13 protein-coding genes are annotated in these 16585 nt (G+C 65.7%); 3 read left to right on the top strand and 10 right to left on the bottom strand.

What is annotated here, in order from left to right; all coding sequences use genetic code 11:
* Positions 1-38 precede the first annotated feature (38 nt).
* Both BA190_RS23285 and ubiE read right to left on the bottom strand, forming a co-directional pair.
* Complete coding sequence (locus tag BA190_RS23285) at positions 39-1838, bottom strand: cation:proton antiporter (RefSeq protein ID WP_068292985.1); 1800 nt, start codon at positions 1836-1838, stop codon at positions 39-41.
* A gap of 130 nt (positions 1839-1968) precedes the next feature.
* The gene (ubiE, locus tag BA190_RS23280) at positions 1969-2724 is read right to left on the bottom strand and encodes a bifunctional demethylmenaquinone methyltransferase/2-methoxy-6-polyprenyl-1,4-benzoquinol methylase UbiE (RefSeq protein WP_068292982.1); all 756 of its coding nucleotides are present in this window, start codon (positions 2722-2724) and stop codon (positions 1969-1971) included.
* A gap of 121 nt (positions 2725-2845) precedes the next feature.
* Here ubiE and mutM point away from each other — a divergent pair, with 121 nt between their 5' ends.
* On the top strand, positions 2846-3712 hold the full coding sequence (gene mutM / locus BA190_RS23275; RefSeq protein ID WP_068292977.1) for a bifunctional DNA-formamidopyrimidine glycosylase/DNA-(apurinic or apyrimidinic site) lyase: 867 nt from the start codon (positions 2846-2848) through the stop codon (positions 3710-3712).
* A gap of 55 nt (positions 3713-3767) precedes the next feature.
* Here the strand turns inward: mutM and BA190_RS23270 are convergent, their stop codons facing one another.
* From BA190_RS23270 to BA190_RS23250, 5 genes are all read right to left on the bottom strand, one after another.
* Entirely contained in the window at positions 3768-4289 is a 522-nt protein-coding gene (locus tag BA190_RS23270) for a 2'-5' RNA ligase family protein (RefSeq protein ID WP_068292975.1), read from the bottom strand.
* A 1-nt stretch (position 4290) separates the two neighbouring features.
* Positions 4291-5148, bottom strand: a complete 858-nt coding sequence (locus BA190_RS23265; RefSeq protein WP_068292972.1) for an ABC transporter permease — start codon at positions 5146-5148, stop codon at positions 4291-4293.
* Positions 5145-5984, bottom strand: a complete 840-nt coding sequence (locus BA190_RS23260) for an ABC transporter permease (protein ID WP_068293184.1) — start codon at positions 5982-5984, stop codon at positions 5145-5147. The genes BA190_RS23265 and BA190_RS23260 overlap by 4 nt, the downstream gene beginning before the upstream one ends.
* A 204-nt stretch (positions 5985-6188) precedes the next feature.
* A complete protein-coding gene (locus tag BA190_RS23255) occupies positions 6189-7340 on the bottom strand; it encodes an extracellular solute-binding protein (protein WP_068292968.1) in 1152 nt (383 codons plus the stop codon).
* A gap of 27 nt (positions 7341-7367) precedes the next feature.
* The gene (locus tag BA190_RS23250) at positions 7368-8501 is read right to left on the bottom strand and encodes an ABC transporter ATP-binding protein (RefSeq protein ID WP_245314918.1); all 1134 of its coding nucleotides are present in this window, start codon (positions 8499-8501) and stop codon (positions 7368-7370) included.
* Between the two features lie 295 nt (positions 8502-8796).
* Here BA190_RS23250 and BA190_RS23245 point away from each other — a divergent pair, with 295 nt between their 5' ends.
* Positions 8797-9468: a GNAT family N-acetyltransferase gene (locus BA190_RS23245; RefSeq protein WP_082979982.1), complete on the top strand. Its 672-nt coding sequence runs from the start codon at positions 8797-8799 to the stop codon at positions 9466-9468.
* Between the two features lie 17 nt (positions 9469-9485).
* Here the strand turns inward: BA190_RS23245 and BA190_RS23240 are convergent, their stop codons facing one another.
* The 3 genes from BA190_RS23240 to BA190_RS23230 all read right to left on the bottom strand — a co-directional run bounded on the left by BA190_RS23240 (position 9486) and on the right by BA190_RS23230 (position 11885).
* A complete protein-coding gene (locus BA190_RS23240; protein ID WP_245314916.1) occupies positions 9486-10910 on the bottom strand; it encodes a sensor histidine kinase in 1425 nt (474 codons plus the stop codon).
* Positions 10907-11572: a response regulator transcription factor gene (locus tag BA190_RS23235; protein ID WP_068292966.1), complete on the bottom strand. Its 666-nt coding sequence runs from the start codon at positions 11570-11572 to the stop codon at positions 10907-10909. Before BA190_RS23235 ends, BA190_RS23240 begins: the two co-directional genes overlap by 4 nt.
* 76 nt (positions 11573-11648) lie before the next feature.
* Positions 11649-11885: a PepSY domain-containing protein gene (locus tag BA190_RS23230; RefSeq protein WP_068292964.1), complete on the bottom strand. Its 237-nt coding sequence runs from the start codon at positions 11883-11885 to the stop codon at positions 11649-11651.
* Positions 11886-12213: 328 nt separating this feature from the next.
* On the opposite strand from BA190_RS23230, the gene BA190_RS23225 reads away from it, so the two are divergent.
* The gene (locus BA190_RS23225; RefSeq protein ID WP_082979990.1) at positions 12214-16275 is read left to right on the top strand and encodes a Pls/PosA family non-ribosomal peptide synthetase; all 4062 of its coding nucleotides are present in this window, start codon (positions 12214-12216) and stop codon (positions 16273-16275) included.
* Positions 16276-16585 lie beyond the last annotated feature (310 nt).

The raw sequence follows: 16585 nt of genomic DNA, 5'->3' as shown, positions 1-16585 counted from the left end.
TAGAGCAAATAAGCGTTCACGCTTGAACGCGCTTTGCTCTAGGACGGGGTGACTGCCGAACGGCGGGGGCGCTTGGGCTTCACGGCGTGGGTTTCCCGCCCGGCCGCCGTCTGCAGTTCGCGGCGGAAGACATCGCGCCGCTCATGGATGGAGGCGATCACCGGCCCTGCCGGCACACCGAGACCGGCAAGGGCTGCCTCGGACAGTTGCAGGCTCGCCTCGATCGTCTCGGGCACGGCATCGGTGACGCCCAGCGCGTAGAGCTTGCTGGCGTGATCGGCATCGCGCGAGCGCGCCACGATGACGAGATCCGGCCGTAGCGCCCGCGCGGTGGTGACCACCGCCTCGATCTGGCGGGGTTGGTCGATGGTGACGACCAGGGCCGAGGCTTCGGCGAGGCCGCAGCGTTCGAGGAAGGCAGCGTTGGTGGCATCGCCCCAAAAGACCGGCTTCTTGTCTTCGCGCCAGCGCGCCACCGCCTTGGCGTTCGCATCCACGGCGAGATAGGCGATCTTGTGCTCAGCGAGCATTTCGGCCACGAGGCGGCCGACGCGGCCATACCCCACCACGATGGCACGGCGCTGTTTGTCCTCCGGCGGTCCTTCCAGGGCCGCGGCCTCAACCGGCACCGCCAGTTCGTAGCGCTTGGCGATACGACGGCCGAGCACGCCCAGCAGGGGGATCGAGGCCATCGAGAGAGATGCGATGGCCACAACCAACGCGGACTGTTCCGCCGTGAGGATGGAAAGCTGGGTGGCGAGCGTAAACACCACGAAAGCGAACTCGCCGGCCGAGGCCAGCAGGAAGGCGGTTTCGATCGAGACGGCCTTGGGCAGCCGGTAGAGCCGGCAGAGGCCGAAGATCAACAGGCCCTTGACCAGCACCAGCGCCAGCACGGCGCCCAAGATCAGTAGCGGATAGCTGACCACCACGCCGAGATCGACGCTCATGCCGACGGTGAAGAAGAACACGCCGAGCAGCAGGCTCTTGAAAGGCTCGATCGTCGCCTCGATGGCGCGGCGATATTCGGTCTCGGCCAGCAGCAGCCCGGCGATGAAGGCGCCGAGGGCCATGGACAACCCTTCGCTTGCCGCCGCCACGCCGGCCCCGATCGCTACGAACAAAGTGGCGGCGATGAAGAGTTCCGGATTCTCCGGATTGGCGACCAGGCGGAACAAAGGCCGCAGCAGGAAATGCCCGGCGACGACGATGGCGGCGATAGTGAGCACTGCCAGGCCGAGGGCATAGCCGAGGCCGACCAGCACGGAGCGGTCGGCGTGCCCGCCCATCGTTCCCACCAGGAACAGCACGGGCACCACGGCGAGGTCCTGCAGGAGCAGCACGGCGAAATTGACACGCCCCGTGGCCGAAGCCATGCGTTTCTGCCCCGCCAGCACCTCCACCACGATGGCGGTGGACGACAGGGCTAGCCCCGCGGCGACCACCAGGGCGGCTTCGGACGGCAGTACCAGGCGGGCGAGCACGGCAACTATGACGGTGGAAGCCACGACCTGCAGGCCGCCCAGGCCGAAGACCAGGCGGCGCATGGTCATCAGGCGGGCGAGCGAAAGCTCGAGCCCGATGACGAAAAGCAGGAACACCACGCCGAACTCGGCGATGCGGGCGATGGTTTCGCGTTCGCTGATGGCGATCCAGTCGATATAGGGCACATAGGAGGAGAGCGCGCCGACGCCGGTCGGGCCCATCACGGCACCGGCAGCCAGGAAGCCGATCACCGGGCTGACATGCAGGCGACGCACGAGCGGCACCACCACGCCGGCCGTGCCGAGCACCACCAAAGCATCCTTCAAAGCCGAGAGATCGACCGCTCCAGCCAAACCCGCCCCCACATTGTTCGATTGTGCCTATCGAACAACGAAGGACCCTGCTTCGCCAACCGAAAATCGCAGCGGGCAGGCATAAATTTCGGGCAGGTGACGTGTTCCCGAGATCGCAGGTGCTTTTCGCCTACAGCTTCCAGCCCGAATGGATGGCGACGATGTTGCCGGTGAGCGAACGGTGGCTGACCTGCGAGAAGCCGGCCTCGCGGATCATGGCCGAGAAGGCGGCGGGCTTGGGGAAGTTGCGGATCGATTCGACCAAATAGCGATAGGGCTCGGCATCGCCGGTGACCATGCGGCCGATCGGCGGGATCAGCTTGAACGAATAGAGGTCATAGATCTTGTCGAGGCCGGGCATGTCGACGGTGGAGAATTCAAGGCAGAGGAAGCGCCCGCCCCGCTTGAGCACGCGATAGGCCTCGGCCAGCGCCTTGTCGATGCGCGGCACGTTGCGGATGCCGAAGGCGATGGTGTAGCCGTCGAAGGTGCCCGCCTCGAGGGGCAGTTCCTCGGCATTGGCCTCGACGAAATCGAGCTGGCCGGCAAGGCCGCGCTCCTCACCGCGTTGGCGGCCGACTTCCAGCATCGAGCCGTTGATGTCGAGCACGGTGACGTGGGTATCCGGGCCGCCGGCCTTCACGATGCGGAAGGCGACGTCGCCCGTGCCGCCCGCCACGTCGAGATGGCGGAAGGGCCGCTGGCGCGGCGGGTTGAGCATGTTGACCAGATCATCCTTCCACAGCCGGTGCAGCCCGCCCGACATCAGGTCGTTCATCAGGTCGTAGCGCGCGGCCACCTTGTGGAAGACATCGTCCACCAGCCCCTGCTTTTCTTCCAGCCTTACGGTGGAAAAGCCGAAATGGGTGTCGGTGCTGGCGGTCATCGGGTGAACTCCGGACAAGGTCTGCCGGTGCTATAGACCATCGCAAGGCCAAGGTGAACCGCATCTGGCGCAAGGCTGCGCTTCATCCTATCTGTCTGCCTCAGCCTACGCCGGAGGAATCATGCCCGAACTGCCCGAAGTCGAAACCGTCCGCCGCGGCCTGGAGCCGGCCATGACGGGTGCCAGTTTCGTCGAGGTGGAGGCAAGGCGGCCGGATCTGCGCTTTCCGCTGCCCGCCGATTTCGTCCGCCGCCTCGCCGGCCAGACCATCCTCTCGATGGGGCGGCGCGCCAAATATCTCCTGGCGGATCTTTCTTCCGGCGAAGTCCTGGTGATGCATCTGGGCATGACCGGTCGTTTCCTGATCACGGCGCCGGATGGCGGCGTGGAGGAGCCGGGCGAATTCGCAAACGAGGTCAAGGAGGATGCCAAGCACGACCACGTCGTCTTCCGTCTCTCCAATCGTTTCACCATCACCTATAACGATGTGCGCCGTTTCGGCTTCATGGATCTGGTTCCACGCGTCGGGCTGGAAACTTCACGCCATTTCAAGGCCATGGGCATCGAGCCGCTCGGCAATGAACTGAGCGGGGAAACGATCGCCCGGCTGTTCGCGGGCAAGATGGCGCCGCTCAAGGCCGCTTTACTCGACCAGGGCCTGATTGCCGGGCTCGGCAACATCTATGTCTGCGAGGCGCTGCACCGTGCCAGCCTCGCACCCGAGCGGGCCGCGGGCACGCTCAGCGACGGGCAGGCGGAACGCCTCTCCGGCGTGATCCGCGAGGTGCTGGCCGAAGCGGTCGAGGCCGGCGGCTCGACCCTCAAGGACTACAGGCATACGGACGGCTCGCTCGGCTATTTCCAGCATCGTTTTCGCGTCTATGACCGCGAGGGCGAAGCCTGCCCGACACCGGACTGCCGCGGCAGCATCGAGCGCCTGGTGCAATCTGGGCGCTCGACCTATTGGTGCCGGCACTGCCAGAAATAAGGAAAGCGAGCTTCCGGAGGTACGGGTATCTTGCCCGTTCTCCAGGATTGGCCAATCAACCCAGCGGAATGGTCGCCCTGACGGTCCAATCCTCGATCGGAATGCTCTGCGCCGACCGGACGACCGCGATGCGATCGAAGCGGATGGCGCGCCTGGCCAGGCGTTCCTCCACTTGCCGCGCTGCCGCCTGCCGGTGAAGCCCGCCCTGCACGCCATAGGCCAGAGAGACATGCGGCATGAAGCTCTCGATCGCGGAAGCGGCGATGGAGGCGATGGCCCGCTGCTTCAGTTCGAGCAAAGGCCCCGCGCGCTCGAAGCGGGCATAAAAGGCTCGGAAGAAGAGATCACTCGTGCCGATTTCCCTGATATCGGCGGCGAAGGGCGCGATGCCGGTGGCGACAGCCTCAAGCTGGCGCGCCAGCTCCTCCTCCTTGCAAAGCCTGTCCTCGACCAAAGTGAGATGCGGCTGGAAGCGCGGCGTAGCAAAGGTCTCGGCCAGCTCGGCAACGATGCGGCCGAGCACGAGCGCATCCTCGGGAGCCGGCATCAGCCAGACGGAATGCATATTCTCCGCCATCTCAGCGCCCCACCTTGGCCAGCACGTCGGCGCTGAGGAAGCGCTCGACCACAAACATGAAGGCAATGGAAGGCACCAGCAGCACCAGGGCCGTGATCGAGGCGATCTGGTAGTTGCCGCCGGCGCTGGCGGTATAGAGCAGCAGCGGCATGGTCTTGATGTCGGGGGCGCCGACGAAATAGGTGCCGGTGAACTCGTCCAGCGATTCCAGGAAGACGAAGATGGCGCTCGCCATCAAGCCCGGCGCCGCGAGCGGCAGTACGACATCGCGAAAGGCCCGCAGGCCGCTGGCGCCGATCGAGCGCGCGGCCTCCTCCAGGTCCACCGGCACGGCGGAGAAGGAGGCTGTGGCGATCCACACCGCATAGACGAGGCCATGGGTAGTGTGGACGAGCACCACGCCGAGGACCGTGCCGTTCAGGCCGATCTCGTAGAACAGCCGGGCGATGTTGACGTAGACGGGCAGGTTTGGAAAGGCCTGCGGCAAGAGCAGCAGAAGGAGGATGGCGGCGCGGAAGGGCAACCTCAGCCGCGCCAGCGCATAGCCGGCCGGAACCGCAAGGCTGAGGGACAAGGCCACGGTGAGCAGGGCGATGGAGACGCTGGTGCCGAGCGAGGCCAGGGCATCGCCGCGCGGGGCGAAAACGCGCGGCCAGAAGGAAAAGCCATATTGCAGCGGCAGGCTGTGCGGGAAATACCAGCGCTCCGCCACCGTCCACAACAGGAGATTGGCGAGCGGGCCGAAGATGGCGAAGGCGAGGAGGCCGAGCCCGATGCCGCGCGGGATCCACAGCCAGTCGATCCGCCAAGGCTCTGCCTGCGAGGTGCTGGCAGAAAGCGCGTGACCGGTATTGCTCATCGCGCATTCTCCTTCATGGTCTGCCGGAGATAGATCCAGGCCACCGCCCCGGTGAAGGCGAGCGAGAGCAGGCCGAGTGCATTGGCGACGCCATAATCGCCATAGGAATTGATGCGGAAGGCCATGTCGGCGGTAATCATGGTGGGCGATTGCGCATTGATCATCAGCGGCACGGAGAGCACCGACATCATCGTCACCAGGCTGAGCACGGCACCGACCAGCAAGGTGGAGGCGACCTGGGGCACCACGATCTCCAGGAGGATGCGCAGGCGCGAGGCACCGAGATTGCGCGCGGCCTCGATGGTGGAGCGATCGAGCGACGCCATGGCTCCGGCGGTGAGCAAGGTCACGAAGGGCATCTGCTTCCAGACGAAGGCGATCACGATGCCCCGCCAGTCGAGGAAGCTCACCGCCTGCAGCGGCGTGATCAGCTCGGCATTGATCAGGAGCGAGTTCATCAGCCCGTTCTTGGCCAGGAAGGTGCGCAGGATCTGGCCGACCACGATGAAGGGCACGAAGAGCGGCCAGCGATAGAGCCAGCGCAAGACCGAAACCGCCCAGGGATTGGAGCCGAGCGTGAGATAGCCGGCGATGGCGACGGCGATCAGCACGATCAGTGCGGTGGAGACCAGGATGATCACCATCGAGAAGACCATGTCGGTCCAGTAGAGCTCGAAGGCCTTGCGGAAATTGCCGAGCCCCGGCCCCTCCGGCGTGGCGAAGGATCCGGTGACCGAGCTTGCCAGCGGCACGACGAATAGCAGGATCACCACCGCGAGCGCCGGCGCCACCAGCATGAGGCCGGCGAGGGAGGGAGCGGTGCGTGAAGGAGCCATGGTGGAGATCCTGATGATGGGCATCCGGCAGGGGGATGATGGCGTGGCGACCACTCCCCTCATCCCCCTGCCGGGACCTTCTCCCGCAAGGGGAGAAGGCGTTCTTTCGGTTGGGTCGAGGAGCTTCACGACTCCCAATCAGGCCCCTTCTCCCCTTGCGGGAGAAGGTGGCGGCAGCCGGATGAGGGGTGCCGACGTCGCCTCCTACTCCGCCACCTTCTTCTCATAGGCTTCGAGCAAATCGGCGTAGTAAGGCCCGATTGGGAAGGACTTGCCGTATTGGGCCAGATCGTCGGGCGAGATGTCGGTGAACAGCTTCTGCCAGATCGCCGGGTCGAGCTTGTCCTGGACATATTTGGCATCGATGCCCGGATACCAGTTGAACTGCTTGACGATGCCGTTGGCCTGGACCTCGGGGCTGGTGGCGAGCGCGACGAACTTCTCGGCCAGGGCCTTGTGGGCGGTCTTTTCCGGGATGACGTAATGCATCGGCTGGCCGGGCATGCCGGGCGCCGGCAGCACCAGCTTCATGGTGGGCGGCAATTGGCCATTGGCCTTCCAGGAATAGAACATGTCGACCCAGACCGCGCCCATGGCGATCTCGCCGCGGCTGAGCATGTCGAGCGTGCCGGCATTGCCGGGGGTCAGCGCGACATTCTTGTTGAAGGCCTTGAGCTTGGCGAAGGCGTCGTCCCATTTGGTCTTTTCATTGGCGTCATAGGGACCTTCCTGCAGGACCTTGGCGTCGCCGGCATAATTGTAGATCCAGCTGATCACGAAGGAGACGCCGGAGGCACCGCCCTTGATGCCGTTATAGCCGAACTGCTTGGGGTTCTTCTCGGTCCAGGCCACCAGCTCGTCGAAGGTCTTGGGTGGATTGGCCACCAGGTCCGGATTGTAGGCGATGGCGGTCTGGCTGTTGAACATCGGCATGACATAGCCGTCGACATCGGCCCCAAGCGCCAGCTTGGCATTGGTGCGCGTCACCAGCTTGCCGGTGTCGATATTGCCGCGATATTTGTCGAGCAGCCCGTCCTGGACCAGCTTGCCCGCCACCTTCTCGTGGATGACGGCGACATCGACGTCATAGATCTCCTTGCCGGCCTTCTTCTGGGCATCGAGCCGTTCGACGATCTTCTGCGAGCCGGCATCACCGGGGCCGGTACCGACCACGCGGACCGTCGTGCCCGGATTCTGCTTCTCGAAGGCCGGCGCCAGGAAATTGTTGACGTAGTCGACCATGTTCTGGTCGCCGGCCGTGATCACCGTCAGCTCCTCCGCCGATGCGACGGTGCTTGCCAGGGGCAGTGCGGCGGCAAGAAGCCCCGCGACCGCGGATAACGCTGTCAGTCTCATCCGAACTCTCCTGTCTTGTCTTGCTGCTCAGCCTGGCGCGTCCGGAAAGACGAACAGGCCTGTCTCGGGGATATGAACATTGACCTTCGAACCGGCGGGCCATGCCTTGGGCGCGTCCACGACGACGGAACCGGCCGGGGTGGCCACGACGTGGCGCCAGAACCCGCCGGGAAAACTGACCTGGCCGACCTCGCCGGGCAGGACGAGAAAGCCCCGCGTCGGCCCTGCCAATGGTGCGGCCGCATGCAGCTCCGCCGCCTCGGCGCGGAAATGGGCCAGGCAGGCACCAGGTGCGACCGGACGGCCAGGCGCGATAAGAGCGGACGTGCTACCTTCGCACACCACCTGCAGCAGGCTTTCGCCCGGGTCTGCAGGCCGGGCCTGCAGCCTCAGCCTGTTTTCGGCGCCCATGAAGGCAGCAACGAAGGCGGAGGCTGGCTTGTTGTAGACCTCCTCCGGCGTGCCGATCTGCGCGATCCTGCCGGCATCGAGGATGACGATACGGTCGGCCATCACCATGGCCTCCTCGCGGTCATGCGTGACATGGATGGCCGTGATACCGAGCCGGCGCTGCAGGGCGCTGATTTCCTGGCGCACGGTGAGGCGGATGCGTGCGTCGAGATTGGAGAGGGGCTCGTCGAGCAAGAGGATGTCGGGGCTGATGGCGAGTGCCCGGCCGAGTGCTACGCGCTGGCGCTGGCCGCCGGAGAGCGCCGCCGGCTTGCGCTCCTCCAGCCCGGAAAGCCCGAGAAGGGCGGTGATATCCCTGACTTTGGCGGCGATCTCACCGCGCCCCAGCCGGCGCAGCTTGAGGCCATAGCCGATATTCTGCGCCACCGTCATATGCGGCCAGAGCGCATAGGTCTGGAACACCAGGGCCATGCCGCGCCGATCGGGCGGCTCGCCGGTGATGTCGCGTCCCCGTACGCGGATGGCGCCCGAGCGCGGCCGGATGAAGCCGGCGATGGTGCGCAGCAGCGAGGTCTTGCCGCAGCCCGACGAGCCGAGCAGGGCGACGAATTCGCCTTCGCCCACCGTCACGCTCAGATCTTCGAAGACCTGGGTATTGCCCAGCCGCACCGAGGCCCTGTCGACCTCGAGCAAGGGTTGCCGCGCCGGCGCCGAAGGAGCCATCGCCAGGGATTGGTCACTCGGCTTCATGGCACACCCTCCCGCGGGCAGAACCCGGGTCGGGCAGGATGCCTGCAGCCCGAGGTGCCGTCCCTTCTCGTTTCCTCATCGCCATGTCTGATTGCACAGCTGTGCAATGCTCGCTCTGCCCGAAACTCCTGTCAATAGCGCAGAGCCATTCCATCGCAATCGCCTGCTCGATCCTGAGTGGTTGGAATCCGCTCCCACGGTACGAAAACGGATTTACTGACGGGCCAACCTCTCTTGCACAGCTGTGCAGAAATAAGGCCACGTTTTATCCCTGCCGTTTCGAGGTGACAGCCATATGACGGTTCGCCGGCTCGGCATCCAAAATCACGGCTGGCATCATCGCCCCAAATGCCGGAGACTGGACGGCACGGATCCGGGCATGGGCGAAGCCAGCGCCGCGGACAATCAGGGGGCAGCCGGGATGATCGCTCCGACATTCGCTGCCCGGCCCGTCACCGCGGCCAATTGGTCCGATTTCGAGGCGCTGTTCGAAGGCTGGGGCGCGCCGAAATATTGCTGGTGCATGGCCTGGCGCCCCATGGAAGAACGGGGTTCGGCCGACAACGCCGCCCGCAAGCAGGCGCTCCACCACCGGGTCAGAACCGGCACGCCGATCGGGCTTCTCGGCTATCTCGACAGCGAGCCCGTCGGCTGGTGCTCCGTGGCTCCGCGCGAGAGCTTCCTCAGGCTCTCGCCCAACCAGGACGACGGGGAGGCAGGCATCTGGTCGATCACCTGCTTCTTCGTGCGACGCGACCACCGCAAGGCCGGCCTGTCCCGCGCCTTGCTCGATGGCGCCATCGCCTATTCCCGCGGCCAGGGCGCGCAGGCGGTCGAAGCCTATCCGGTCGATCCCGGCTCGCCCAGCTACCGTTTCATGGGTTTCGTCAAATTGTTCGCAGGGCGCGGCTTCTTTCCCGCCGGCAAGGCCGGGTCGCGTCGCCAGGTGATGCGTCTCGCATTGTGAGCAGCAACAACCGGGCCTCAGGCCGAGGGTCGCCCTTCGCCGGCGGCGGCGTCATCGCCCGCATCGGTGACGATCAACCGCTTGGGCAGGTGCACTTCGACGCCGAGGCCACCAAGACCCGACCTGGCGATGTGGAGTTCGCCGCCATAGGCCTCGATGATGTCCTTGGCGATGGCAAGGCCGAAGCCGGTGCCGCGCACGCTTTCATCGAGGCGCTTGCCCCGCTCGATGAATGACTTTTCGGCATCGGGCGGCAGGCCGGGCCCGTCATCCTCGATCGACAGGACAATCACGGGCGAGGCCGTCTCGGCCGTCAGGCGTACCCTTGCCTGGGAGTTTCCCCATTTGCGGGCATTGTCCAGCAGGTTGCCGGCAATATTGGTGAAGTCGCTCTCATCCATGGCGATCACGACGCCCTGCGGGGCCTCGAGGCCGAACCTCATGTCCTTGTCGCGCGAGAGCTTGTGCATGGTCGAGACCAGCTTGGACAGCACGGCATGGGTATCGACGCGTCCGGACAATTGCGCCGCTGCGAGACTCGCCCGCGCCTCCGCCAGGGTCCGCTTGACCTGGGCATCCATGCGCCAGACCTCGTCGCGGATGGCATTGGCCGCGGTCACCTGCCCGCCATCGGCCAGGGAACGCGCCGTGGCTTCCAGCACGGCAAGCGGCGTCTTCAGGCCGTGGGCGAGATCACCGGCCCGGCTGCGCGCCTCGATGAGCTGCGCCTCTCGGGAAGCGATCAGCGCATTGAGATTGTCGATCAAAGGCTGGATCTCGTCGGGATAGCGCCCGCTGATCTTGCGGGCCGGACGGCTGCGCAGCGACAGCAATTCGACGCTGAGCTTGTCGAGCGGGCGGAAGCCGTAGCGCAGGAAGGCGATCACCGCCCCGAGCAGCGCCGCCATCAGCACGGCGAGCGAGGGCGCCATCGCATAGAAGAAGCGCCATTTCACCGGCGAGAGCTGGGCATTGTCGAGCGCGATCAGGGCATTGACGGTCTGGTCGCCGCTCGCGGTCGAGATGACGATCGAGCGTTCGACCGCCAGCAGCTGGCTGCCATTCGGCCCGACGAGATCATTGACCTTGCCGCCGCCCTTGGCCGCCGTTGCCTGCAACCAGGGCAGCCCCTGATCCCATAGCGACTGCGAGCGCAGCTCGACATTGCCGCCGCGCCCGACCTGCCAATAGAGCCCGCCATTGGGCAATTCGAAGCGCGGATCCTGCGGCCCCTCGTCGATGGTGAGCTGGTTGGAGGCATTGACCTCGATGCTGCCGAGCAGGAGGCGCATCTCATCCTCGATCTCCGACAGTTCGAGCGCCCGGATCGCCAGGCCCGAGATGGCATCGATGCCGATGCCGGCCAGGATGGTGGCGATGACGATCGCCACCACCGAGCCGAGCAGCATGCGCCGCCTGAGGGAGAAGGAGGTCACGGTCACTGAGGCTCGGCCGGGATGACGTAGCCCTGGCCGCGGCGCGTCTCGATCACGCTGTTGTCGAGTTTGCGCCTCAGACGGGCGACCACGACTTCGAGGGCATTGGAATCATGTTCCACGTCCTGGTCGTAGATCGAATCCGTGATCTGGGACTGCGACATCACGGTACCGGCATTGTGCAGGAGATAGGCAAGCAAGCGATATTCCAGCGGCGTCACCTGCACCGGGCTGCCATAGAAGGAGACGGCGCGCTGGCGCGTGTCGAGTTCCAGCACGCCGTTCGACAGCACGGGGGAGGACTGGCCGGAGGCGCGGCGGACCAAGGCGCGGACGCGCGCCAGCAGTTCCTCCATGCGGAAGGGCTTGGTCAAATAGTCGTCGGCCCCCGAATCCATGCCGTCGACCTTGTCGCGCCAATCATCGCGCGCGGTCAGGATGAGCACGGGCATGCCGCGCCGCGCCAGGCGCCAGCGCCTGAGCACCGTCAGCCCATCAAGCTTGGGCAGGCCGAGGTCGAGGATAACCAGGTCGAAATGCTCGTTCTCGCCGGCAAAGAGGGCTTCCTCGCCGTCGAACACCGTCACCACGATATATTGCTGGGCTTCGAGACTGCGACGAATATCGTCGACGATGGCTCGTTCGTCTTCGGCGACCAGGATGCGCATGGTACGGGGCTAGGATCTCATGGGCTGACACGGCCGGGCGAGGAAACGGGTCGTCGAGCCGGGCCGGACATTAGGCCTATTTATCGACCAAGGCCAGTGTCACCGCATCGACGAGCACGTCGCGCCTCTTGCCGTCCGGTCTGAGAACGCGGACCATGTAGAGCAGGCGCCCCCCGCGCCGCAGTTCGCGCACGCGCAGGATGCGTCCCGGCACCTCGCGGGCAACCGCGGCCGAAATATCCTTGAACGAATGTGCCCCCGGGCGGCGGATCAACACGCCGCTGGGCTGGCCGTGATGAGCAGGGCCGGCCATCGCCGCTTCAAGCGGCGGCATGAAGCAAGCGATTGTCAGCAACAGTCCGGCACAGGCGCTGGACCTCACGCTAAAAGACCTGGCGTTAAAAGCCGTCATGAATCTCCTAAGCAGGATAGCTGGCAAGGCTCCCGACGGGCCTCGCCGGGTATTCCGCAACTGTTGGGTCACTTGCAGGTTGCTTTCGATAGTCTTGCTTCACAGTCTACCGAAACCAAGCTTGCAATTGGCTTGCAGGCGCTGTCAGACGCTCGCAACGCGCACCTCGCTAGAATAGCTGGAAACGATTTTGGCCACCATCCGAATCGCCGGCCGAAGGATTACGCGTGTGTTGTCTTTTCCCGTACCAGTAAATGCCGCCGGGCCCCTCGCCGTGGTTCGCGGCGAGCAGCGTCCCGACCTTCTCCGCGACGAAACCCTGGCGACGATCTTCAAGGCGTCCGCCGCGGCCTTTCCCGACAAGCAGGCCCTCGGTGCCATCGGCAGCGGAGAGCGCCTGACCTATCGCGAGCTCGATGAGCGCTCCGATCGGGTCGCGGCCGCTCTCTCCCGTCGCGGCGTCGGCGCCGGCATGTTCGTCGGCCTCTGGTTCCAGCGCTCGATTGACCTGCATGTGGCATTGCTCGGCCTGATCAAGACCGGCGCCAGCTTCATTCCCTTCGATGCCGACATTCCGCCCGAGCGGGTGACGGCGAGCCTTGTCGACGCTGGTGCGGGCCTTCTGATCTCGCATGCGCCGCAGGCCGAGAAATATGCCGCCGTCGAGGCCGAGACGGTGACGATCGAGACGCTGCTGGCCGATCCGCGCCGCGACGTCCCCGCCGGCCAGGCGCCGGCGCTGACCGATGCGGCCTATGCCATCTATACCTCCGGCACCAGCGGCAAGCCCAAGGGCATCAAGGTTTCCCATCGCAACATCTGCCACTATCTGCGCGCCGGCAACGAACGCCTGCGCATCACGGCTGATGACGTGGTGCTCCAGCAGGCCTCGATCGCCTTCGACCTCTCGCTCGAAGAGATCTTCATTCCCTATATGGTCGGCGCCACGCTGAAGATCGCCGGCGCCGCCGTGCTGCAGGACATCGACGCCCTGCCCCAGATGCTCGAGGCCGAGGGCATCACCGTGATCGACACGGTGCCGACCCTGCTGTCCATGTTCAGCCGGGACGTCGCTGGGCTGAACACCATCATCCTGGGCGGCGAAGCCTGCCCGCCCGCTCTGGTCGCCCGCTTCGCCCGGCCCGGCCGGCGGCTCCTCAACACCTATGGCCCCACCGAGACCACGGTGGTGGCGACCTCGACCGAGCTGGAAGCCGGCGACGACGTCACGATCGGGCGCCCGATCCCCAATTACACCGCCTATGTCGTCGACGACCAGCTCAACCTGCTGGCGCCCGGCGAGACCGGCGAATTGCTGGTGGGCGGCCCCGGCGTCGCCATGGGCTATCTCAACCTGCCGGAAATGACGGCGGCCAAGTTCATCGCCAATCCGTTTGCCTTGGACGGCTCCGACCCGGTGCTCTACCGCACGGGCGATGCGGTAAGCCTCAAGCCGGATGGCCGGATCGTCTTCCAGGGCCGCATCGACAGCCAGGTCAAGATCCGCGGCTATCGCATCGAGCTCGGCGAGATCGAAAGCCTGCTCGCCGCCGATCCCGCCATCCGCACTGCGGTGGTGACGGCCAACCAGAGCGAGGCCGGCGATACGCTGGTCGCCCATCTGGTGCCGCAGGGCGAGATTGACCTCGACCGCATCAAGCGTGACCTTGCTGCCAAGATCCCGCGCTACATGTTGCCTTCGGCCTTCCAGCTCCATGACACCCTGCCGGTGCTGCCGTCGGGCAAGGTCGATCGCAAGGCCCTCTCCGCCCTGCCGGTGCCGGAACGCCAGGCCACGGCCGGCGAGCAGGAGCCCCCGCGCTCCTGGACCGAAGCCCAGTTGCTCAAGGCGGCGCAGGACTTGCTGCGCGCCCCGACGGTCGACTTCGAGGCCGATTTCTTCACCGAACTCGGCGGCCACTCGCTGCTGGCGGCGCGCTTCGTCTCAGAGGTTCGCCGCGTGCCGGCTTTGTCCGGCATCGCCATCCGCGACCTCTATACCCATCGCACTCTGCGCAACCTCGCCAAGGCCCTGGACGAGAGCGCGGCTGCTGCAGCGGCCGCGCCGCCGCCGGACCGCAGCTTCGAACCGGTGCCGCTCGCCCGGCGCTTCCTGTGCGGCCTGGCCCAGGCCGTGACGCTGCCCTTCATCGTCGCCCTCGTCTCGGTGCAATGGATCGGCCTGCTGCTCGCCAGCATGCTGCTGGTGGGCGACAATGCTTCCATCCTGACCGAGCTTGCCGTGCTGTGCGGGGTCTATGTCTTCCTGAACTTGGCCATCAAGCTGGCGGTGATCGGCCTGAAATGGCTGGTGATCGGCCGTACCAGGCCCGGCGTCTACCCGCTCTGGGGGGCCTATTATTTCCGCATCTGGCTGATGCAGCGCGTCGTGCAGCTGACCACGCCGAAATTCCTCAAGGGCTCGCCGCTGATCCGCATCTATCTGCGTGCCCTCGGCGCCCGCATCGGCGATGACGCCATGATCGACGATTTCGAGGAGGGTGCCATCGACCTCGTCACCATCGGCGACCGCGCGAGCCTCGGCACCAAGCTCAAGCTCGCCAATGTCGAGGTGATCGGCAACGAGGTCCATGTCGGGCGCATCGAGATCGGCGCCGGCGCGCGCATCGGCAATGGCAGCGTGATCGGCGGCGACGTCGTCATCGGCGACGGTGCGGAGATCGGCGACCTCACCGCCCTGCCGCCCGGCACGATGGTGGCGCCGGGCACCCATTGGGAAGGCGCTCCGGCCGCCGAAATCGGCCCCGCCGAGCAGGACGACCCGGCGGAACATCCCCGCCTCGGCCGCCTTGGCCGCGCCACCCAGGCAGTGGGCTATTTCATCGCCTACAATTTGTGCCTGGTCATCGGCCTCCTGCCGATCTTCCCGGCCTTCTCGCTGTTCTCGGAAGTCGAAACCCTGTTCGGCGCCGATCCCGATCAGCCTCTGTCCTGGAGCCTGGTAGCGGTCGCGGCCTGGCCGGCAGCGCTCGCGCTGATCGTGGTCTCGATGGCGGTGATGGTGGCCCTGCGCTGGCTGCTGCTGCCCAAGGTGCGCGAGGGTTCCTACTCGATCTTCGGTTCGCTCTATTTCCGCAAATGGGTGATCGGCCTGTCCACCGAATCCCTGCTGGAGACACTCAACTCGCTCTACGCCACCGTGTTCATGCGCAACTGGTACCGCATGATGGGCGCCAAAATCGGCAAGGGCACCGAGATCTCGGCCAGCTTTGCCGGGCGCTACGACCTGATCGAGATGGGCCGCGACAATTTCATCGGCGACGAGACGATCTTCGGCGACGAGGAAATCCGCAATGGCCGCATGATCCTCAAACGCCTGAAGACCGGCGACCGCTGCTTCTTCGGCAATTCCTCGGTGGTGTCGCAGGGTTCGGTGGTCGAAGACGATGCCTTGATCGGCATCAAGTCGCGTCTGCCCGACTCCTTGAAGGTGGGTAGCGGCGAGACCTGGCTCGGCAGCCCGCCCATCGCCATGCCGACCCGCCAGAAGGTGGTGGCGGCCGCCGGCACGACCTATGCGCCTCCCTTCCGCATGAAGCTCCTGCGTGTGGTGTTCGAGACGCTGCACACCTCGCTGCCGACGGCGGTGCTGATCGCCGCCGCCTACATCACCGCCGACATCCTGGCCTCGGTGATCTCGCAGGGCGCCTGGCTGGCCGCCACCGGCATCTTCCTCGTCGCCGGGCTGGCAATCTCCGGCCTGATGTATCTGGCCGCCGTCGCGGTGAAATGGCTCCTGATCGGCACCTACAAGCCGATGATGCGGCCGATGTGGTCCTGGTGGGCCATGCGCACGGAAGGCGTTGCGGTGATCTATGGCGGCCTCGCCAGCAAGATGCTGCTCGACTATCTCAGGGGCACGCCCTTCCTGCCCTGGCTGCTGCGCCCCTTCGGCGCCAGGATCGGCAAGGGCACCTGGATCAACACCACCGACATCTGCGAGTTCGATTGCACCGAGATCGGCGATCATGCCGTGCTCAACATGGGTTCCTGCCCGCAGACCCACCTCTATGAGGACCGGGTTATGAAGGTGGGCCGCATCCGCATCGGCGAGGGCGCCACCGTGGGCACCGGAGCAACCGTGCTCTACGACACCGAGATCGGCCCCTTCGCCCAGGTCGAGCTGCTGACGCTGATCATGAAGGGCGAGGCGCTCCCGGCCTCGACGGTGTGGACCGGCATTCCGGCCCAACCCCAAGCCCTCGCCGCGGCAAGCGCCGAAGCCGAGGACGCCACTCTCAATCCCGTCCTGGCCGAGGCGGCCGAATAGGCTCCACTCCTGGGAGCGCGAATGTCCCCGTCCATAGGCGCTAAGATAAGGGTTTGGGCGAGATGAGGCGGTTGGAGATCGAGCTCGACATATGAGCCTCCTCGCCCCGTTTACGGGGAGAGGATGGAGGTGAGGGGCTACGGACGGCGTCAGTTTGTGAGGTCGCGCCGCCCCTCATCCTTACCTTCTCCCCGGAAACGGGGCGAAGGGGGGGCCGGCTTCGCGCCTCTCGCCTTATCTTAGCGCCTATGGACGTCCCCGTCCGCTCTCCTTATCTGCAGGCGTAGCGTTTCCAAGAGCGGATCGTCCG

It is taken from the genome of Labrys sp. WJW (assembly GCF_001676615.1).
Lineage (GTDB): Bacteria > Pseudomonadota > Alphaproteobacteria > Rhizobiales > Labraceae > Labrys > Labrys sedimenti.
The sequence above is the reverse complement of the archived record's forward strand: the minus strand, read 5'-3'. Positions and strand labels throughout refer to the sequence as shown.

Excerpts from the sequence above, each read along its gene's own strand:
- BA190_RS23270 (WP_068292975.1), bottom strand. The coding sequence starts at position 4,289 with ATGGCGGAGAATATGCATTCCGTCTGGCTGATGCCGGCTCCCGAGGAT.
- BA190_RS23265 (WP_068292972.1), bottom strand. The coding sequence starts at position 5,148 with ATGAGCAATACCGGTCACGCGCTTTCTGCCAGCACCTCGCAGGCAGAG.
- BA190_RS23245 (WP_082979982.1), top strand. The coding sequence starts at position 8,797 with ATGACGGTTCGCCGGCTCGGCATCCAAAATCACGGCTGGCATCATCGC.
- BA190_RS23250 (WP_245314918.1), bottom strand. The coding sequence starts at position 8,501 with ATGAAGCCGAGTGACCAATCCCTGGCGATGGCTCCTTCGGCGCCGGCG.
- mutM (WP_068292977.1), top strand. The coding sequence starts at position 2,846 with ATGCCCGAACTGCCCGAAGTCGAAACCGTCCGCCGCGGCCTGGAGCCG.
- BA190_RS23230 (WP_068292964.1), bottom strand. The coding sequence starts at position 11,885 with ATGGCCGGCCCTGCTCATCACGGCCAGCCCAGCGGCGTGTTGATCCGC.
- BA190_RS23255 (WP_068292968.1), bottom strand. The coding sequence starts at position 7,340 with ATGAGACTGACAGCGTTATCCGCGGTCGCGGGGCTTCTTGCCGCCGCA.
- ubiE (WP_068292982.1), bottom strand. The coding sequence starts at position 2,724 with ATGACCGCCAGCACCGACACCCATTTCGGCTTTTCCACCGTAAGGCTG.
- BA190_RS23260 (WP_068293184.1), bottom strand. The coding sequence starts at position 5,984 with ATGGCTCCTTCACGCACCGCTCCCTCCCTCGCCGGCCTCATGCTGGTG.
- BA190_RS23235 (WP_068292966.1), bottom strand. The coding sequence starts at position 11,572 with ATGCGCATCCTGGTCGCCGAAGACGAACGAGCCATCGTCGACGATATT.